This window comes from Nonomuraea marmarensis, assembly GCF_043197025.1.
Taxonomy (GTDB): Bacteria; Actinomycetota; Actinomycetes; order Streptosporangiales; family Streptosporangiaceae; genus Nonomuraea; species Nonomuraea marmarensis.
This window is the reverse complement of record NZ_JBICRM010000002.1, coordinates 330,727-348,974: the sequence shown is the minus strand read 5'-3', so window position 1 is coordinate 348,974 and position 18,248 is coordinate 330,727. Positions and strand designations below refer to the sequence as shown.

15 protein-coding genes are annotated in these 18,248 nt (G+C 70.9%); 7 read left to right on the top strand and 8 right to left on the bottom strand.

The features are described from left to right. The first annotated feature begins 269 nt into the window (after window positions 1–269). Complete coding sequence (locus tag ACFLIM_RS04630) at window positions 270–476, top strand: hypothetical protein (RefSeq protein WP_393162205.1); 207 nt, start codon at window positions 270–272, stop codon at window positions 474–476. Between the two features lie 46 nt (window positions 477–522). Here ACFLIM_RS04630 and leuA read toward each other — a convergent pair whose 3' ends face one another. Continuing rightward, complete coding sequence (leuA, locus tag ACFLIM_RS04625) at window positions 523–2,229, bottom strand: 2-isopropylmalate synthase (RefSeq protein WP_393162203.1); 1,707 nt, start codon at window positions 2,227–2,229, stop codon at window positions 523–525. Window positions 2,230–2,419: 190 nt separating this feature from the next. Then, window positions 2,420–3,166, bottom strand: coding sequence for a dimethylargininase (ddaH, locus tag ACFLIM_RS04620; protein ID WP_393162201.1), 747 nt, complete (start codon window positions 3,164–3,166; stop codon window positions 2,420–2,422). 38 nt (window positions 3,167–3,204) lie between these two features. Between ddaH and ACFLIM_RS04615 the strand changes: the two genes are divergently transcribed. The 5 genes from ACFLIM_RS04615 to ACFLIM_RS04595 all read left to right on the top strand — a co-directional run bounded on the left by ACFLIM_RS04615 (window position 3,205) and on the right by ACFLIM_RS04595 (window position 7,730). Beyond that, window positions 3,205–3,450, top strand: coding sequence for a DUF2630 family protein (locus tag ACFLIM_RS04615; protein ID WP_393162199.1), 246 nt, complete (start codon window positions 3,205–3,207; stop codon window positions 3,448–3,450). A gap of 61 nt (window positions 3,451–3,511) precedes the next feature. Beyond that, window positions 3,512–4,516, top strand: a complete 1,005-nt coding sequence (locus ACFLIM_RS04610; RefSeq protein WP_393162197.1) for a GNAT family N-acetyltransferase — start codon at window positions 3,512–3,514, stop codon at window positions 4,514–4,516. A 6-nt stretch (window positions 4,517–4,522) separates the two neighbouring features. Next, window positions 4,523–6,727 (top strand): glycoside hydrolase family 6 protein, encoded by a 2,205-nt coding sequence (locus ACFLIM_RS04605; protein ID WP_393162195.1) that lies wholly within the window; start codon window positions 4,523–4,525, stop codon window positions 6,725–6,727. A gap of 59 nt (window positions 6,728–6,786) precedes the next feature. Next, a complete protein-coding gene (locus tag ACFLIM_RS04600; protein WP_393162193.1) occupies window positions 6,787–6,963 on the top strand; it encodes a hypothetical protein in 177 nt (58 codons plus the stop codon). A gap of 50 nt (window positions 6,964–7,013) precedes the next feature. After that, complete coding sequence (locus ACFLIM_RS04595; protein WP_393162191.1) at window positions 7,014–7,730, top strand: Mut7-C RNAse domain-containing protein; 717 nt, start codon at window positions 7,014–7,016, stop codon at window positions 7,728–7,730. Here ACFLIM_RS04595 and ACFLIM_RS04590 read toward each other — a convergent pair. After that, window positions 7,727–11,182 (bottom strand): WD40 repeat domain-containing serine/threonine protein kinase, encoded by a 3,456-nt coding sequence (locus tag ACFLIM_RS04590; protein ID WP_393162189.1) that lies wholly within the window; start codon window positions 11,180–11,182, stop codon window positions 7,727–7,729. The genes ACFLIM_RS04595 and ACFLIM_RS04590 overlap by 4 nt on opposite strands. 46 nt (window positions 11,183–11,228) lie before the next feature. Here ACFLIM_RS04590 and ACFLIM_RS04585 point away from each other — a divergent pair, with 46 nt between their 5' ends. Then, window positions 11,229–13,799, top strand: coding sequence for an AfsR/SARP family transcriptional regulator (locus ACFLIM_RS04585; protein ID WP_393162187.1), 2,571 nt, complete (start codon window positions 11,229–11,231; stop codon window positions 13,797–13,799). On the opposite strand, the gene urtE is transcribed toward ACFLIM_RS04585, so the two are convergent. The 5 genes from urtE to urtA are packed head-to-tail and all read right to left on the bottom strand — an operon-like array spanning window position 13,796 to window position 18,232. Beyond that, window positions 13,796–14,488 carry an urea ABC transporter ATP-binding subunit UrtE gene (urtE, locus tag ACFLIM_RS04580; RefSeq protein ID WP_393162185.1) on the bottom strand — a complete coding sequence of 231 codons (693 nt, stop codon included), beginning with the start codon at window positions 14,486–14,488 and terminating at the stop codon, window positions 13,796–13,798. The two genes, ACFLIM_RS04585 and urtE, sit on opposite strands and share 4 nt — an antisense overlap. Continuing rightward, window positions 14,463–15,212: an urea ABC transporter ATP-binding protein UrtD gene (gene urtD, locus ACFLIM_RS04575; protein ID WP_393162183.1), complete on the bottom strand. Its 750-nt coding sequence runs from the start codon at window positions 15,210–15,212 to the stop codon at window positions 14,463–14,465. The genes urtE and urtD overlap by 26 nt, the downstream gene beginning before the upstream one ends. Then, complete coding sequence (gene urtC / locus ACFLIM_RS04570; RefSeq protein ID WP_393162181.1) at window positions 15,196–16,212, bottom strand: urea ABC transporter permease subunit UrtC; 1,017 nt, start codon at window positions 16,210–16,212, stop codon at window positions 15,196–15,198. Before urtC ends, urtD begins: the two co-directional genes overlap by 17 nt. Next, complete coding sequence (urtB, locus tag ACFLIM_RS04565; RefSeq protein WP_393162522.1) at window positions 16,209–17,057, bottom strand: urea ABC transporter permease subunit UrtB; 849 nt, start codon at window positions 17,055–17,057, stop codon at window positions 16,209–16,211. The genes urtC and urtB overlap by 4 nt, the downstream gene beginning before the upstream one ends. Next, the gene (gene urtA, locus ACFLIM_RS04560; protein WP_393162179.1) at window positions 17,057–18,232 is read right to left on the bottom strand and encodes an urea ABC transporter substrate-binding protein; all 1,176 of its coding nucleotides are present in this window, start codon (window positions 18,230–18,232) and stop codon (window positions 17,057–17,059) included. The genes urtB and urtA overlap by 1 nt, the downstream gene beginning before the upstream one ends. Between the last annotated feature and the right edge of the window lie 16 nt (window positions 18,233–18,248).

Here is an 18,248-nt window from a genome sequence, read left to right as displayed (position 1 = left end):
ATGCCGCGCCATACGTCTGCAAGCTCATTCCTGAGCAGGCTTTTCGCCTGGTGAGTGGCGCAAGTGGTCCTCTCATCGAGAAAACGAGTGGCAACGAGAATAGCGGTGAGTGTTGGGCTCCTAACGCGTCCTCGCGGCCACTTGAGGTGGGCTGGCTACAGGTAGGCGGCCGGACAAGCCAGGAGCATCTGGACTTCGTTATGGATGACAGACGTGACCTCTACAGTAGGCACGGCGGGGTCACGCTCCCTAACGATCTCGGTGACGGCATGGCCGCCTACCTGCCGAATACTCCGTTCGCCGATCAGCCATACCAAGTGAGCGCAAAGTTTCGCTGTGGCGGCAAAGAGCGACTGATCGACATCTACCTGGCCCAGATCGCCAAGGGCAGAGATGCGATGAAGGACCTGATCGCGCTCATGCGCATCGCCCAGAAGCGCTACGGCGAGGTGTACAACTGCACTCGCGACGCGTAAGAAGTAAGAACCCGAGCCCCCAACAACCGAGGGCTCGGGTGAAGTGTCAGTGGGCGGCGCGGTTGACCGCTGAGATGATGGCCTTGAGGGAGGCCGAGGTGGTGTTGGCGTCGATGCCGACGCCCCACAGCACCCGCCCGTCGACCTCGCACTCCAGGTACGACGCGGCCTTGGCGTCCGTGCCGGCGCTCATCGCGTGCTCCACGTAGTCGAGGACGCGCACCGTGATGCCGACCCCCGCGATGGCGTCGATGAAGGCCGAGATCGGGCCGTTGCCGGCGCCGTCGATCTCCCTGATCTCCCCGTCGAGGCGGACGTCGGCGCTGATGCGGTCCTTGTCGTCCACCGTGGACTCGTGGCGGTGGGCCATGAGGCTGAGGCGGCCCCACCGGTTGGCCGGGTTGGGCAGGTATTCGTCGCGGAAGATCTCGTACATCGCGGCCGGGCCGATCTCGCCGCCCTGCTCGTCCGTGCGGGCCTGCACCACCTTGGAGAACTCGATCTGCAGTCGCCGCGGCAGGTCGAGCTGGTGGTCGGCCTTCATGATGAAGGCCACCCCGCCCTTGCCCGACTGGCTGTTGACCCGGATGACGGCCTCGTAGGTGCGGCCGATGTCCTTCGGGTCGATGGGCAGGTAGGGGACCGCCCAGGTGAACTCGTCCACTGGCACCCCGGCCGCCGCGGCGTCGATTCCGAGGTGCTCGAAGCCCTTCTTGATGGCGTCCTGGTGGGAGCCGGAGAAGGCGGTGTAGACCAGCTCGCCGCCCCACGGGTGGCGCGGGTGTACGGGCAGCTGGTTGCAGTATTCGGTGACGCGGCGGATCTCGTCGATGTCACTGAAGTCGATCTCGGGGTCGATGCCCTGGGAGAACAGGTTCATGCCCAGGGTGACCAGGCATACGTTGCCGGTGCGCTCGCCGTTGCCGAACAGGCAGCCTTCGATGCGGTCGGCGCCCGCCAGGTAGCCCAGCTCGGCGGCGGCCACGGCGCTGCCGCGGTCGTTGTGCGGGTGCAGCGAGAGGATGATCGAGTCGCGGTGCCGCAGGTTGCGGTGCATCCACTCGATCTGGTCGGCGTAGATGTTGGGGGTGGCCATCTCGACCGTGGCGGGCAGGTTGATGATGACCTTGCGGTCGGGGGTGGGCTGCCACACGTCGTTGACCGCGTCGCACACCTCGACGGCGTATTCGAGCTCGGTGCCGGTGAACGACTCGGGCGAGTATTGGAAGCGTACGTCCACGTCGGTCGCGTCGGCGAGCTTCTTGACCAGCTTGGCGCCCTCGACGGCGATGGCCGTGATGCCGTCCTTGTCCTGGCCGAACACGACGCGGCGCTGGAGGGTGGAGGTCGAGTTGTACAGGTGGACGATGGCCTGCTTGGCGCCCTCGATGGACTCGAAGGTCCGCTCGATCAGCTCCGGCCTGGCCTGCGTCAGCACCTGGATGACCACGTCGCCGGGGATGCGGTCCTCTTCGATGATCTGCCGGATGAAGTCGAAGTCGGTCTGCGAGGCGGCCGGGAAGCCCACCTCGATCTCCTTGTAGCCCATCCCCACCAGCAGCTCGAACATCTTGAGCTTGCGATGGGAGTCCATCGGGTCGATCAGGGCCTGGTTGCCGTCACGCAGGTCCACCGCGCACCATCGGGGCGCCTTGGTGATGACCTGATCGGGCCAGGTGCGGTCGGTCAGCCGGATCGGCTCGAACGCCTGATAGCGCTGGATCGGCATGCGACTGGGCTGCTGGGCGGTCATGGTTGCTGCTCCTCGTCGGTCGGAAGGAAGCGGCCGACGCGCACGACTCGCTCCGCGGCGAGGGAGCCGGCCTTAGAGGCCCCCGCCGCGGCAGCTAAGAAGGAGTCCGCGCAGCATGCCAACGACGGTACCAGACGTCTCGGGATGCGCCGTCCTGGATCTCACATCCTGAAACCGGCCGCGGGCGCGGTCAGTCCGGTACGAGGACGCTGAGGCAGGTCACGCAGCCCTCCAGCTTCTCAAACTCCGAAATATCCACTTTTGTCACGAAAAATCCCTGTTTTTCGAGCATTGTGGCGGTCTCTGGGGCCGACGCGGCCAGCAGGACCCGGTCACCGCCCAGCGGCACCACATGCGAGCCCGCCTCCTCCGGCGGCACCAGCAACCCGGGCAGGTCCACCCGGTCGGCGTCGCCGATGAGCGTCCCGTCGGGCAGTGCGGTCACCGCCGACTTCAGGTGCAGCACGCCGGACATGTCCACGGGCACGATCCGGCGTTCCGGCAGCAGGGCCGCCAGCTGCGCGATCCCCTGGTCGTTGGTGCGCGCGGACCTGCCGACGTACACGGTGGGTCCGGCCTGCAGCACGTCGCCCCCGTCGAGCGTGCCGGGGCGCGCGATCCTGACCGCCGTCAACCCCAGCTCCCGCACGGCCGCCGCCACGGACTCCACCTCGGGCCGCCGCTCCGGAGCCCCCGGCCTGGTCAGTACGGCCAGCCGCCCCGACACCACCACCGCGTCCTCCACGAACGGCGCATCGGGCAACTCATCGGCCGGCGGCACGTACGTGACCCGCCACCCGGCGGCTGCCAGCGCGGCCGCGTAGGCGTCGTGTTGGGCGAGCGCCCGTTCGTGATCCACGGCTTCGCGCTCGATGTGGGTGACGATGCCCTCCGAGATACGGGGGCCGGGCTTCCTTACCAGCGCGATACCAGACATAGGGCGTGTTCTATCACGCAGTGATTAGAGTCTTGGACATGCGGGACGACGAGATTCTCACCAGGATCAGTGCTCTGGTCACCGAAGAGCACGAGTTGCGTAACAAGCTGACGGCAGGCGAATTGACCTCGGATCAAGAGCACGCGCGTATCAAGCAACTGGAAACGGCACTCGACCAGTGCTGGGACCTGCTCCGGCAGCGCCGGGCCAGGCGCAGCGCGGGCGAGGACCCCGAGGGCGCCGCCGCCCGCTCGGTCAGCGAGGTGGAGAACTACCGCCAGTAGACCCCCGGCCAGGCGGTAAATTCGTTCGCCTCGGCCCTTCCCCATGCGCTTTGCTGGCCACATGCGGATCCAGCCCATCGAACTCGACAGCGACCTGGTCACGGGCCTGCACGACGCGTATGTGGCCGCCTCCACCGACGACCCCGGCCCCCAGCTCTCCTTGGCCCGCTTCCGCCGCGACGTCTGCACGGACACCCCCGGCGAGCGGGCCGAGGCCTGGGCGGCGGTCGAGGACGGCAAGGTCGTCGGCGGCTACGCGCTGTCGCTCTCCCAACTCGACAACACCCACATGGGCTGGATCTTCCCCCTCGTGGTCCGGCCGGAGCGACGGAGCCGCGGCCTCGGCTCGGCCCTGTTCGAGCACGCCCTCGACCGCCTGCGCGGGCACGGCAGGCGCCTGCTGCTCACCGAGACCCCGGCCACCGGCGTGGGTGCCCACTTCGCGCTCGCGCACGGCATGACGGTGGCGCTCAAGGAGGCCCGCCGCACGCTCGACCTGCGCAAGGCCGACTGGGAGGCCCTGGAACGCCTGCTCCCCAAGGTCGAGGGCTACAGCCTCGAACGCTGGATCGGCCCGGCGGGCCCCGACCTGCTCCCCGACCTCACAACCCTGATGAACGGCATGAACGACGCCCCGCGCGACGCCGACATCGAGGACATCCAGTTCAGCCTCGAACGCCTGCGCGCCCGCGAAGAGGGCATCCCTGCGACGGGCTCGACCTGCTACACGATGATCGCCCGCCGGGACTCGGACGGCGCTCCGGCCGGTTACACGCGCGTCTACCTCGAGGCCGACCGCTCGGACGGCTGGGGCAGCCAGGCGGACACGACGGTGCTGAGCGAGCACCGCGGCCATCGCCTGGGCCTGCTGCTGAAGCTCAGCAACCTGTTCTGGCTGCGCGAGCGGGAGCCCCACCTCGAACAGATCATCACCTGGAACGCCACGTCCAACACCCACATGCTGGCCATCAACGAGGCCATGGGCTTCGAGCTCTTCGACGAGTGGAACGAGTGGCGGCTTCCGGTCCAGGGCATGGAACACCGGGCGCCCGGGGAGTTAACCTGACGATCTATGACCGTGGAGGCGCTGAGAGACGGGGATCCGCGACAGGTGGGGCCGTACACCCTCCTGGGTCGGCTGGGCGAGGGCGGCATGGGCGTCGTCTACCTGGGGCAGGGTCCTGACGGCACGAGGGTGGCCGTCAAGCTGATCCACGCCAGGATGGACGCGAACGCGGACTTCAGGCGGCGCTTCGCCCGCGAGGTGGCCGCCGCCAAGCGGGTCGCCAGGTTCTGTACGGCTCCCGTGCTCGACGCCGACGTCCAGGGGGATGTGGCGTACCTGGTCACGGAATATGTCGAGGGGCCGAGCCTCGGGGACGCCGTGCGGGAGTCGGGGCCGCTGAAGGGCTCGGCCCTGGACGGGCTGGCGGCCTCGATGGCCATGGCGTTGCGGGCCATCCACGGGGCCGGGGTGGTGCACCGCGACCTCAAGCCGTCTAACGTGCTGCTCTCCCAGGTGGGCCCCAAGGTGATCGACTTCGGGATCGCGCAGCTCGTGGACGCGGAGATGAGCAGCGCGATCGTGGGGACGCCCGCGTACATGTCGCCTGAGCAGGTGTCGGGCGCCCACATCGGGCCGGCCTCGGACATCTTCGCGTGGGGCGGCACGGTCGCCTTCGCGGCCGGCGGCGTCCCGCCGTTCGGCTCGGGCTCGGTCCCGACGATCCTCGTGCGCATCCTGAACGAGGCCCCGAACCCGCGCGGCCTCACGGGACCGCTGCGGGACCTGGTGGTGGCGTCCCTGGCCAAGAACCCGGCGGACCGCCCCACGGCCCAAGACCTCATGGACCACCTCAGCACCTCACCCCCACCGCCCGAAGCCCGACCACTGGGCGCGGGAGCAGCGGGCCTGGGTGCAGCGGGCGCGTCGCCGGCGAGCGGCCCAGCGCACCCGGCCGGCGGACGCGCGGCCGACCACCCACCGAGCGCCGGTACGGCGCAGCCCGGCGCAACCGGGTCGGCGGGAGCCCTTCCAGGCGCAGCAGGTGCGCGTGGGGCGGAGCCGGATACGGCGGAGAGCCGGTCGGCGCCCCGTCAGCGCAGGCTGGTGGCGGCAGCGGCGGCCATCGTAGTTGCGATCGCCGGCATCTCGGCAGCGGTCGCCTGGCGTAACCAGGGAACCCCCTCCAGCGCCCAGACGTCGACGGCAAAGGCCACCCCCGCACACAACAGCACAAGCCAGAACAGCGCAACCGCCACCACCCCCCAGAACCCCCTGAGAGCCCAAGGCAAGGTCACCTTCTACGCCCCCGAAGAACCGGCCGCCACCCGTCAAGCGGCCCTCTGGGAGAAGGACCGCCCAGCGGACGCCGAGCTCATGCGCAAGCTGGCCGCAGTCCCCTTCGCCATCCGCCTCAACCAGCCCGATGCCAGACCCGAGGTCGCCGACACGATCACGGCCGCCCAGGGCGGCGTCCCCGTGTTCCTGATCAATTCCATGCCAGGCAGCGACTGCCGCCCCTTCAGCGCGTCCGACATGGACGAGTACCAGGAATGGATCAAGGGAATAGCGAGCGAGATCGGCGGCGCCAAGGCCGTGGTCATCCTCGAACCCTCCAGCCTGGTCAAGATCCCCGGCGCCAAGGACTGCGCCCTGAAGGGCTCCCCCGACCAGCGGTACGAGGACCTGCGCGAGGCCGTACAGTCACTCAAGGCGAACCCCGCCACGGCCGTCTACCTCGACGGCAGCCAGGACTACTGGCCGGGCACCGAGATCATGGCGGAGCGGCTGATCCGGGCGGGGGTGGACAAGGCGGACGGATTCTTCATCAACAGCACCGGCTACCAGGCCACCGGCAAGAGCGTCGGGTACGGCAAGGCGTTGGCCGCCTGCGTCAGCATCCAGCGCTCGACGGGCAAGAAGGACTGCCCATCGGACGCGAAGGTGGACACCGGCACGATGCCGCACTTCGTCATCGACACCAGCAGGAACGGCCAGGGCTCCTGGGCCCCGGCGAAGAAATATCCGGACCCGCAGACGTGGTGCAACCCGCCGGGCAGGGGCGTCGGCGAGCGGCCCACCACCGACACCGGGGAGGAGCGGGTCGACGCCTATCTGTGGATCGCGCGGCCGGGCACTTCGAGCGGCCGGTGCCGGCGCGGCACCGGCGGCCAGCAGGATCCCGAGCGCGGCGTGGTGTCCCCCGAGGCCGGCCAGTGGTGGGGCGACCTGGCGCTGGAAAGGGCGAAGAACGCCAACCCTCCCCTGAACTGAGTGCGTTGCGGCGAGGTCAAACACACGTAAGAAACTCCTACGGCTGGCGCATCCCGTTCGTGATCGGCGCCGTGGCCGCGGCGGTCGTGTTCTACCTGCGCCGCAGCCTGCTGGAGACGGAGGCGTACGGCGAGGAGGAGCATGAGAGCCGCGGCACGATCAAGGAACTGCTCACCCACAAGCGGGAAGCGCTGCTGGTCATCGCCCTGACCATGGGCGTCCCCGCCCGCGTCTGACCACGGACTGCTCAATATCAGCATGAAGTCACACCGTCGGGTACCACAGAATGGACATTGTGACCGCACGCCTGCGCATCGCCCCAGAGCTGAGGATGTTCCTGCCCGTGAGCCGCCGCCAGGAATGGCAGGAGGTGACCCCGGACGGCACGTCCACGCTGGGCCACCACGTCGAGTCGCTCGGCATCCCGCTGACCGAGGTGGGGCCGATGATCGTGAACGGCCGCGGCGTCGCCCCCTCCTACCAGCTCGCGCCCGGCGACGTCGTGGAGATCCACCCGGTGCCCCGCCCGCAGCAGCTCCCGGAGGAACCGCGTTTCCTGCTGGACGTGCACCTGGGCACGCTGGCGCGGCGGTTGCGGCTGCTCGGCATCGACGCCGCCTACCACAACGACATGGACGACCCCGCGCTGGTGGTGCAGGCCAACGATGAGCGCCGGGTGCTGCTCACCCAGGACCGCGGCTTGCTGCGCCGCCGCGCCCTGTGGCTGGGCGCGTACGTACGCGGCTCCCGCCCCGCCGACCAGCTCCGCGACCTGCTCGAACGCTTCTCCCCTCCGCTGCGCCCCTGGACGCGGTGCACGGCGTGCAACGGCGAGCTGGTGCCCGTCGAGAAGGACGAGATCGAACCCCTGCTGGAGGCGGGCACCCGGCGCAACTACGACGCGTATGGGCGGTGCGGGGACTGCGGCCAGGTCTACTGGCACGGCGCGCACAGCGACCACCTGGAGGAGATCATCAGGACGGCCCGCGCGTGGACATCCTAGGGGCACACCCGGAAGGGCTCGATCCCGGGCAGATGACGGGCCCATTCCTGGGCGGTGAGCGTACGCCCCGCGCGCTCGCACACGGCCGCGGCCACCGGCTGCCCGCCGAGTTCGTGCGTGCGCACGGTGCCGTCCGGGGTCACGCTGTAGAGCCTGCGGCCGTCGGCCGAGAACGCCAGCCAGCCGCTCCCGCCGGTCGAGGGCGACTGCAGGCCGTCGAACACCACGCCCAGCAGCTGCCGGTGCGGCACGTCCCACAACCGGATGCGCACGCCCCCCTCGTACGCGGCCAGCGTGCGCCCGTCCGGTGACCAGGCCAGCAGCCTGACGTCGCCGCCCGGCACGCTGGGGAAGTCGGCGAGCCTGGCCGTGACGTCCCCGTTCCAGAGGGAGATCCTCTCGGGCCCCGAGAACGCCACCCGCCGGCCGTCCCGGCTGAACGCGAAGGTGCCCTCCACCTGGCCGAGCCCCGGCACGGCGGGCCGCCTGACCGCCTGCACCGGGTCGATGAGCTGCGGCGACACCCCGGCCAGCAGCAGCCGTCCGTCAGGGCGGAAGGCCATCACGCCCGCCCCCGAGCCGGTCGCGAGCCTGGACGACCCGCGATCGAGGTCCCGCAGCTCCACCGGCAGGCCGCCGTCCACGCCCCACGGTGAGAGGGCGAGCGTGCGGCCGTCAGGGCTGAAGGCCAGGGCGTCGGCCCCGTTCGCGCCCTTGGTCGCGAGCCGGAACCCGGCGGACACCCGTCCCGACGCCGTCTCCGCGACGCGGACCGTGTCGTTCTCGGCGAAGGCCAGGCGCCTGCCGTCGGGGCTGAACGCCATCGCGCTCCCGGAGCCGCGCCACCTGATCGGGCCGGACAGCGGATGGCCCGTGGCGACCTCCCACAGGCGCAGGGTGTCGCCGCTCTTGGCCGCCAGCACCCGTGCCGACGGGTCGAGCAGCACCGCGCCCTGGTCGTCGCCGCCGCTGATCGGCCGGTCGAACAGGAGGGAGACGTCCACCGTGTAGACCGTGCCGTGCTCGCTCAGGTAGCGGATTGCCCGTCCCGCCAGGTCGTAGCGGAGCTGTGAGACGGTGCCGGGCATCTCGCGCCGCAGCACGACGCCGAATCCGGGGCGCCGCCGGATCACCATCTCCCTGTTCCACGCCCAGCTGACGACGAACCCGTCCCCGAAGGCGAAGTCGACGAAGTCCCCCGCGTCCCCTTCCTGGCTCATGCGTTCGGTTCCCGAGGGGAGGTCGTAGACGCGCATCCTGCTGGTGCCCTTGGGACGCAGGTCCTCGACCGTCGCGAGCGAGCGGCCGTCGTCGCTGAACGCGGCCTTCATGGTAACGCCCGCCGCCGGCAGACCGGATGAGAGCAGGCGGGTGCCGCGGCGCAGGTCCCAGAGTTGCGCCGTCTTCCCCGAGCCGTTGGCCACGTAGCCGTAGCGGCCGTCGGGGCTGACGGCGTCCAGGCCGGCTCCCGAAGGGATGGTCAGCTTGCGGCCGGTGGAGACGTCCCACCAGTAGGAGGACGTGCTGCCCTCGGGAACGTCGAGCAGCCGCCCGGTACGGTCGAAGGCCAGCGCCACGACGTTTCCCAGGACGCCGGTCCCAGGTGCGAACCGGTCGCCCAGCGGCTCACCGGCGCCGAGGTCCCAGAGCCGCACGCCCTGCTCGTCCTGGAGGGCCAGGGTGCGGCCGTCGGGGCTGAGCGCGGCCTTGAGCACCACTTCGCCCACGCCTGGGAGCTCGCGGATCCGCCGGTGGGCGGGGACGTCCCAGAGCGTGGCCGCGTTCCCGGCGACCGAGACCAGGGTGCGGCCGTCCTGGCTGAGCGCGTATACGTTGGCGGGGCGGTAGCCGGGATCGGTGAAGGCGTCGGTGGTGGGCTGCGAGAGCGAGTCGTAGAGCGCGCCGCGCGTCTCCGGCAATGAAGGGCTGAGCCGCCAGGCCGCCACGGTCAGCAGCCGGGCCAGCGGGGGCTCGGACTGCCGCAGGTCGGCGGCGCGCAGGGTGAGCTCCCTGGCGAGGGCGTCGTCGCGCTGGCGGTTCGACTGCCTGCGCAGGTATTCGGCCAGCCCCAGCCCGCCGAGCGCGGCCACCAGCAACACGGCCAGGGCCGCCGCCAGCAGGCCGCGCCTCCTGGACTGCCGCCTGGTCTGCCTGGAGGCGGCGTCGAGGAACTCGCTTTCGCGCCTGGCCAGCGTGAGGTCCCTGCGCTCGGTGGCGGCCCACTTGAGCGTCCTGTCGAGGCTGGAGCCGTGCAGCAGGTCGGCGGGCTTCCTGCCGTGGTCGTCCCACAGGGCGGCCGCGTCGGCGAGGCGGCGGTGCACGGGCAGCCCTTCGCGGTTGCCGGCCACCCATTCCCGCAGCCTGGGCCAGGCCTGGACGAGCCCTGGCCGGGCCAGCTCGTACCCGATGCCGGTGGGCGTGACGAGGCCCGCGGCGGCGAAGACGGTGAGCAGCGCGTCGATGGCCCCGTTCTCCGGCAGCTCGTCGCGGCTGACCGGCCTGAGCGAGTCGCCGTCGATCATCCGCAGGAAGACCTCGGGCACGCCGGCCCGCTCGGACTCGGTCAACTCGCCGTAGAGCTCCTCGGCGACGGCCCCGAGGTCGGGCTCGGCGGGCGCGCCCTTCAGCGCCCCGGCCAGCGTCCCGCCGCGGAGGAGCGGGTCCCCCTCCGTCTCGCCCAGCAGCCGCAGCAGCACCGTCCTCGCCTCGGGCCGGTCCGCGGGATCCTGGGCGAGGGCCGCCGCCACCAGCGGGCCGAGGGGGTCGGGCAGGCCGGCCGTCGCCGGCCGGAAGCCGAGCACGCGGGCGATCATCGCCATCGGCTCGCCGCCCTCGACCGCGTCGCTCCCCTGCGCCGCGAACAGCACCACCATCGCCCACGCCCACAGATCGCACGCCTGGGTGGCCCCTCGCCCGTGGAAGACCTCGGGCGCCATGTACTGGGGCGTTCCCATGAGGGGCCCCGAGGTGGTCGGCCCGACCTCGCGGGCCACCCCGAAGTCGATCACCCGGGGCCCGTCGGGGCCGAGGATGATGTTGTCCGGCTTGAGGTCGCGGTGCACGATGCCGACCTGGTGGATGGCCGTCAGCGCGGTGGCCACCCCGATGGCCAGCCGCCGCAGCCGGTCCCCCTCGTACGGCCCCTCGTCCGCCACCACCCGCCGCAGGCTGGGCCCGGGGACGAACTCGCTCACGATGTACGGGGCGGGCACGTCCACCTGGGCCTCGATCACCCTGGCGGTGCAGAACGAGGCCACCCGACCGGCCGCGGAAGCCTCCTTGGCCAGCCTGGACCTGGACTCGGCGCTGTCGAACCTGGGCACCTTGACCGCGACGCGTTCGCCCGCCTCGCCGTAAGCCTCGTACACCACGCCCTGGCCACCCGCGCCCAGACGGCCGGCCAGCCAGTAGCGGCCCAGGCGATGCGGGTCGGAGGGAGTGAGAGGAACCATCAGATATGCCATTCTGATCGAGGTCTCCTCCTCGAAGGAAGTTCGCGTGGAATTTCGCATCATGGGACCGCTAGAGGTACATGACGACAACGGCAGGGATCGCACGCCGACCGTGCCGAAGCACCGCGACCTGCTGGCGATGTTCCTGATGAACGCGGGCCGCCCCATGACGGTCGAGCGGCTGCGCAGGCTGCTGTGGCCGCGCGAGGGCGGCGACCGCTCCGACTCCCTGGTACGCGGCTACGTCGGCGAACTCCGCCGGCTCGTCGGTAAGGACGTGATCACGACCGTGTCGGGGTCGTACGTGCTGGCCCTGGGTGACGGGCAGCTCGACGTCGACCGGTTCCGGCTGCTCGTGGACAAGGGGGCCTACGAAGAGGCGCTGGGCCTGTGGCGCGGCGAGGTCCTGGAGGACGTGGACCCCGAGGGCGAACGGTGGCTGGAGACGCGCCCGCTGCGCGAGGAGCTGGAGGAGCTGCGGCTGCTGGCGCTGGAGCGCAGGGTGCAGGCCGACCTCGACGCCGGACGCCACCGCGAGCTGCTGGCCGAGCTGCGGCGGCTGACCAAGCAGCACCCGATGTGGCAGCGTTTCCGAGGCCAGTACATGCTGGCCCTCTACCGCAGCGGCCGCCGGGTCGACGCGCTGGCCGCGTACGCGGTGCTGCGCGACCAGCTCGACGGCGGGCACGCGATCGAGCCCGACTCCGAGCTGCAGCTGCTCTACCACCGCATGCTGCACGACGACGTGTCGCTGCACGTCTCGGCGGGCCCGCCGGTGCTGCTGCCGCCCGACGTGACCGGCTTCACCGGCCGCGCCGACCTGCTCGACCGGGTGGTCGGCGGCCAGGTCGTGGTGCACGGCCAGGCGGGCGCGGGCAAGTCGGCGCTGGCGGTGCACGCGGCCTGGCGGCAGCGGGAGAGCTTCCCCGACGGCATCCTGTACGCCGACCTGCGCGAGACGACGGCGCCCGCGGCGGTGCTGGAGGACTTCCTGCGCTGGCTGGGCTGCCCGGCGCAGGCGATCCCGGCGTCGCTGGAGCAGCGCGAGCGGCTGTTCCGCACCTACACGGCCAATCGCAGGCTGCTGGTGCTGCTGGACAACGCGGCGGGCGAGGCGCAGGTGCGGCCGCTGCTGACCTCGTGCCCGACAGTTGTGACCAGCCGGTCCCCGCTCGGCGGCCTGACGGGGGCGCGGCGGTTGTCCGTGGGCGTGCTGGACGACGGGGACGCGCTCGACCTGCTGATCAGGAGCTCGGGCCGGCTGGCGCACGAGGCCATGCGCAGGCTGGCGCGCTTCTGCGGCGGCCTGCCGATCGCGCTGCGCATCGCCGGCTCCCGGCTGGCGGCCCGGCCGGAGTGGACGGTCGACTACCTGGTCGGCCTGCTGGAGGACGAGCACGAGCGGCTCGACGGGCTGCACGCGGGCGACCAGACCGTGCGCAGCGTATTCGCCATCGGCTTCGACGGCCTGCCTGAGCCGGCCCGGCGCACGCTGCGCGGGCTCGGCGCGCTGTCCGCGCCCGACTTCGCGGACTGGGTGACCGAGCAACTCGGCGGGCACGCGGAGGCGCTGGTGGACGCGGGGCTGCTGGAGACGTACGGGGTGGACGTGGCGGGTCAGGTCCGCTACCGGCTGCACGACCTGACCCGGTTGTTCGCCCGCGAGCAGCCGGTGCCCGGGGTGCTGGCGACGTTGTCGGCGGTGGTGCTGGCCAGGGTGCAGGCGTCGCGGTTCTCGCTGGTGTCGGGCGATCCGGCCACGGCCGTGGCCACCAGGGACATCAGGGAGTCGGTGGAGTGGCTGGCGGCCGAGCGGGCGTTCCTGGTCAGCCTGGTCGCCGACCTGCACGCGGCGGGGCTCGACGACGAGTGCTGGCGGCTGGCGCACCTGCTGGCGCCGTACCTGGAGCGCCACCGGTTCCTGGACGACTGGCGAGCCGTGGCCGGGCCGGCGCTGGAGTCGGCGCGGCGGGCGGGCGACGACCGGGGCGCGGCGCTCATCCTGCGCGACCAGGGCGACCTGCACCTGGCCGAGCGCGAGTGGGACGTGGCGCACGAGCGGCTGCGGCTGGCGCTGGGCATGTTCCTGCGGCAGGGCCGCGCCCGTGACGTCAACCACTCCAGGCGCCGGATCGGCCGGGTGCACCTGGAGCTGGACCGCCTGGAGGAGGCCGAGCGGGCCCTGCGCACCTGTCTGGAGGGCGCCGACAACCTGCGCGACGCCGCCGACGCCGAGCGGGTGCTGGGCTCGGTGTTGCGCCGCGCGGGCCGGCTCGACGAGGCCGCCGAGAGCCTGCTGGCCGCCGTCGGGCACCTCGCCGAGCTGGGCGACCGGCACCGGCAGGCAGACACGCTGCTCGAATTAGCCGCAGTACACCTGGCGCAGGCCGCCAAGCCGGCCGCCAGGGCCGCCGCCGAGCAGGCCAGGGGCATCGCCGTCCGCCTGGGCGACCGGCTGCTGGACGCCCAGGCCCTGCTGTCCCTGGCCAGGGTGAACCGGGCGGAGGGCGCGGCCGGGCGGGCGCGCGAGCTGGCCGGGGCGGCGCTGGAGGTCTTCGAGCAGACCGGCGACCGCCAGGGCGCCGCGAACGCCCGTGCCGTCCTGGCCCAGCGTTAGACCGCGAGCAGGCGGCGGACGTCCTCGCGGTGCAGCTCCTCGGCGGCCCCGGTACGCACGACGTGCCCGCCGTCGAGGATAACGAACCGGTCGGCCAGCCGCATTGCGATGTCCAGGTACTGCTCCACCAGCAGCACGGCCAGCCCGGAGGCGTGCAGCCGTTCGATGGCCGCCTCGATCTCCAGGATGATCGACGGCTGGATGCCCTCGGTCGGCTCGTCGAGGATGAGCATCTTCGGCCTGGTCACCAGCGCGCGGGCGATGGCGAGCTGCTGCTGCTGGCCGCCCGACAGGTGCCCGGCGCTCCGCTTGAGCAGCGGCTTGAGCGCGGGGAAGATCTCCAGGGCCTCGTCGATGGCCTCCCTGGTCACCTTGGCGGCCTCCATGGTCACCAGCAGGTTGCCGAGCACGGACAGCTGGGGGAAACACTGGTGGCCCTGGGGGACGTACCCCATGCCGAGCCGCACCCGTTCGTGCGGCTTCAGCCTGGTGACGTCGCGGCCGTCGAACGTGACCGTGCCCGCCGTCGCCGACAGCACGCCCATGACGGTGTTGAGCAGCGTCGTCTTGCCGACGCCGTTGCGCCCCATGACGCACACGAGCTGGCCCGGCTCGACCTCCAGCGAGACTCCGAACAGTACGCGCGCCCTCCCGTACCCCGACTCAAGGCCGCTTACCGACAGCGTCACTGGGCCTCCTCCCCAAGTAGACCTCCTGCACCCTGGGGTCGGCGCTGACCTGGTCCACCGACCCCTCCACGAGCACCTTGCCCTCGTGCAGCACGGTCACCTTCGAGGCGTGCCGCCGCAAAAACTCCATGTCGTGCTCCACCACGATCACCGTGTGGTCGTCGGCGATCTGGGTGAGCAGCTCGCCGGTGCGCTCGCGTTCGTCGCTGGACATGCCCGCCACCGGCTCGTCCAGGAGCAGCAGCCGCGGCCGCTGCGCCAGCAGCATGCCTATCTCCAGCCACTGGCGCTGGCCGTGCGAGAGAACTCCCGCTGAACGCTCGGCGAGCTCTTCGAGCCCCGTCCTGGTCAGGGCCTCCTCGACCGCCTCCGACACGCCCTTGCGCCGCCTGGCCAGCGCCCACAGCGGCTTGCGGAAGCTGGCCGCGAGATCGAGGTTCTCGACCACGGTGAGCTCCTCGAACACCACCGACGTCTGGAAGGTGCGGCCGACGCCCAGCCGGACGATCTGGTGCTCCTTCCGGCCCACCAGGTCGTGGCCGCCGAACCGCACGCTGCCCGCCGCCGGCTTGGTCAGCCCGGTGATCACGTCGATCAGGGTGGTCTTGCCCGCGCCGTTGGGGCCGATGAGGAAGCGCAGCTCGCCCTCGGGCACGGTCAGATCGACGCCGTCGAGGGCGCGGAAGCCGTCGAAGACCACCTGTACGTCACGTAGTTCGAGCACGACGCAACCTCCCCGCCAGCCCCACGATGCCCTTCGGGGCCAGGCTCATGACCAGGATGAACAGGGCACCCTGCAGGTAGAGCCAGCCGTCGGCGAACTGCTCGCTGAACGCCGTCTTGGCGTAGCCCATGACGACCGCGCCGAGCACGGCCCCGACGAGCGCGTGCCGCCCGCCGACGGCCACCGCGACGACCAGCTCCAGCGAGGGCACGACGCCGAGCAGCGCGGGCGAGATGATGCCGACCACCGGCACGAACAGCGCGCCCGCCAGCCCCGCCATGCCCGCCGAGGCGGCGAAGGTGACGGTCTTGACCAGGGCCGGGTCGTAGCCGAGGAACCGCACCCGGTCCTCGCCGTCCCTGACCGCGACGAGCAGCCGCCCGTACCGGCTGTTCACGAGCTGCCGGGTGGCGAGGTACAGGACCCCGAGTACGCAGGCCACCACCAGGTAGAGCCCCCGCTGCGTGGAGTCCTCGGCCAGGTCCTGGCCGAACAGGTCGAAGAAGTTCGTCATGCCGTTGGTGCCGCCGGTCAGGCCCTGCTGGCCGACGAGCAGGATCACCATGGCGGCGGCCAGGGCCTGGGTGAGGATGGCGAAGTACGCACCGCGTACGCGCTGCCGGAACACCAGCGTGCCGAGGATCAGCGCGATCGCCACGGGCCCCAGGATCGCCATCCCGATGGCGAACACCGGGTTGGCGAACGGCACCCACAACGCGGGCAGCCGCTCCACCCCGCTCCACACCATGAAGTCAGGCAGCCCGCCGCCCTCGGTGAGCTTCAGGTACATCGCCATGGAGTAGCCGCCGAGCCCGAAGAACACGCCCTGCCCGAGCGTGAGCATGCCGCCCTTGCCCCACGCCAGCCCGATCCCGAGCGCGACGATCGCGTAGCACAGGTATTTCGCCAGCAGCCCCAGCCGGAACGGCTCCAGCAGCAGCGGGGCCGCCACCAGCGCGATCACGGCCACGGCGGCGAAGGGCAGATGTCGTTTGATCATGTGAGCACCCTCGACCTCAGCACGAACATCCCCTGCGGCCGCACCTGCAGGAACGCGATGATCACGGCGAACACGATCACCTTCGCGAGCGAGGCGTCCGACCAGAACTCGGCGTAGGAGTTGAGCAGCCCGAGAGCGATCGCGGCCAGCACCGCCCCCCGCAACTGCCCCAGCCCGCCCGCCACGACGACCAGGAACGCGTCCACGATGTAGTACGTGCCGAGCCCCGGCCCGACCGGCCCGATGAGCGTCAGCGCCACCCCGGCCACGCCCGCCAGCCCCGACCCGATGAAGAACGTCAGCATGTCCACCCGGCCGGTGTCGATGCCGCTGGTCGCGGCGAGCTGCCGGTTCTGCACCACGGCCTGCGTCCTGCGGCCGAGCCCGGTGCGGGTGAGGTAGACCCAGATCGCGACCACGCCGGCGATCGCCAGCCCCATGATGAACAGCCGGTTGTACGGCAGGATCCCCACCCCTCCCGACAACCAGGAAGGGGCGGGCACCTGCACGTTCGGCGCGCCGAACAGGTCACGGGCGAGCTGCTGCAACACCAGGCTGACCCCCCAGGTGAGCAGCAGCGTGTCCAGCGGCCGCCCGTAGAAGTGCCTGATGGCGGCCCGCTCCAGGATCAGCCCCATGACCCCGGCCACCACGAACGCCACCGGCAGCGCCAGCACGAGATCCTGCATCAGGAACGCGGTGTACGCCCCCGCCATGATGAACTCGCCGTGCGCCATGTTGATCACGCCCATCTGCCCGAACGTGAACGTCAGCCCGAGCGCGATCAGCAGCAGCACCGCCCCGATCGACAACCCGATGGGCAGCTGGTTGACGAAGGCCGACATCAGCCGGTCGCCAGCCCGGTCGCCCACGGGTAGCCCTTGAGGTACGGGTCGGGCTTGATCGGCTTGCCCGAGTCCCACACCTGCTTGATCAGGCCGTCCGGCTGGATGATGCCGATGCGGGCGGTCTTGTACATGTGCTGGTTCTCTCCGTCGATGGTGACCAGGCCCTCAGGGCGTTCGAGCGCGATGCCGGGCGCGGCCTTCTTGACCGCCTCGACCTCGGTCGAGCCCGCCTTCTTGACGGCCTCGGCCCACAGGTAGACGGCGTTGTAACCGGCCTCCATGGGGTCGCTCGTCACCTTGCCGGGCCCGTACTTGGCCTTGTACGCCTTGACGAAGGCGTCGTTGGCCGGCGTCTCGGTGGTCTGGTAGTAGTTCCACGCGACCGGCTGGCCGACGATGTTGTCCACGCCGATGCCGGTGACCTCCTCCTCGGCGACGCTCACCGACAACACCGGCATGCTCTCGGCGGTGGCCCCGGCGCTCTTGAGCTGCTTGAAGAACGCGACGTTGCTGTCGCCGTTGAGCGTGTTGAAGACGGCGTCCGGCTTGGCCTGCATGACCTTGTTGACCAGCGTGGAGTATTCGGTGTGACCCAGCGGCGTGTACTCCTCGCCGAGGATCTCCATCCCGTTCGCGGCCGCGTACGCCTTGATGATCTTGTTCGCGGTACGCGGGAAGACATAGTCACTGCCGACCAGGAACACCTTCTTCTTGCCCTGCTCTTTCAGGTAGTCCAGGCCCGGGATGATCTGCTGGTTGGTGGTGGCGCCGGTGTAGAAGATGTACGGCGAGCTCTCCAGGCCCTCGTACTGCACCGGATACCAGAGCAGCGCCTTGTAGCGTTCGAAGACCGGCAACATCGCCTTCCTGCTGGCCGAGGTCCAGCCGCCGAAGACGGTGGCGACCTTGTCCTGCCTGATCAGCTTGGTGGCCTTCTCCGCGAAGGTGGGCCAGTCGGACGCGCCGTCCTCCACCACGGGGACGAGCTTCTTGCCCAGCACGCCGCCGGCCTTGTTGATCTCCTCGATCGCGAGCAGCTCGGCGTCGCGCACGGTGACCTCGCTGATCGCCATCGTGCCGCTGAGCGAGTGGAGGAGCCCGACCTTGATCTCGCTCTGCTGGGCGGCGGGCTCGGCGTCGGATCCGCAGGCGGCCAGCGCTAAGACAAGCATCGTGGAGACAATCGGG

Coding starts and splice junctions, on each gene's coding strand:
- ACFLIM_RS04630 (WP_393162205.1), top strand. CDS start 270: ATGGCCGCCTACCTGCCGAATACTCCGTTCGCCGATCAGCCATACCAA.
- leuA (WP_393162203.1), bottom strand. CDS start 2,229: ATGACCGCCCAGCAGCCCAGTCGCATGCCGATCCAGCGCTATCAGGCG.
- ddaH (WP_393162201.1), bottom strand. CDS start 3,166: ATGTCTGGTATCGCGCTGGTAAGGAAGCCCGGCCCCCGTATCTCGGAG.
- ACFLIM_RS04615 (WP_393162199.1), top strand. CDS start 3,205: ATGCGGGACGACGAGATTCTCACCAGGATCAGTGCTCTGGTCACCGAA.
- ACFLIM_RS04610 (WP_393162197.1), top strand. CDS start 3,512: ATGCGGATCCAGCCCATCGAACTCGACAGCGACCTGGTCACGGGCCTG.
- ACFLIM_RS04605 (WP_393162195.1), top strand. CDS start 4,523: ATGACCGTGGAGGCGCTGAGAGACGGGGATCCGCGACAGGTGGGGCCG.
- ACFLIM_RS04595 (WP_393162191.1), top strand. CDS start 7,014: ATGGACATTGTGACCGCACGCCTGCGCATCGCCCCAGAGCTGAGGATG.
- ACFLIM_RS04590 (WP_393162189.1), bottom strand. CDS start 11,182: ATGGTTCCTCTCACTCCCTCCGACCCGCATCGCCTGGGCCGCTACTGG.
- urtC (WP_393162181.1), bottom strand. CDS start 16,212: ATGATCAAACGACATCTGCCCTTCGCCGCCGTGGCCGTGATCGCGCTG.
- urtB (WP_393162522.1), bottom strand. CDS start 17,057: ATGTCGGCCTTCGTCAACCAGCTGCCCATCGGGTTGTCGATCGGGGCG.
- urtA (WP_393162179.1), bottom strand. CDS start 18,232: ATGCTTGTCTTAGCGCTGGCCGCCTGCGGATCCGACGCCGAGCCCGCC.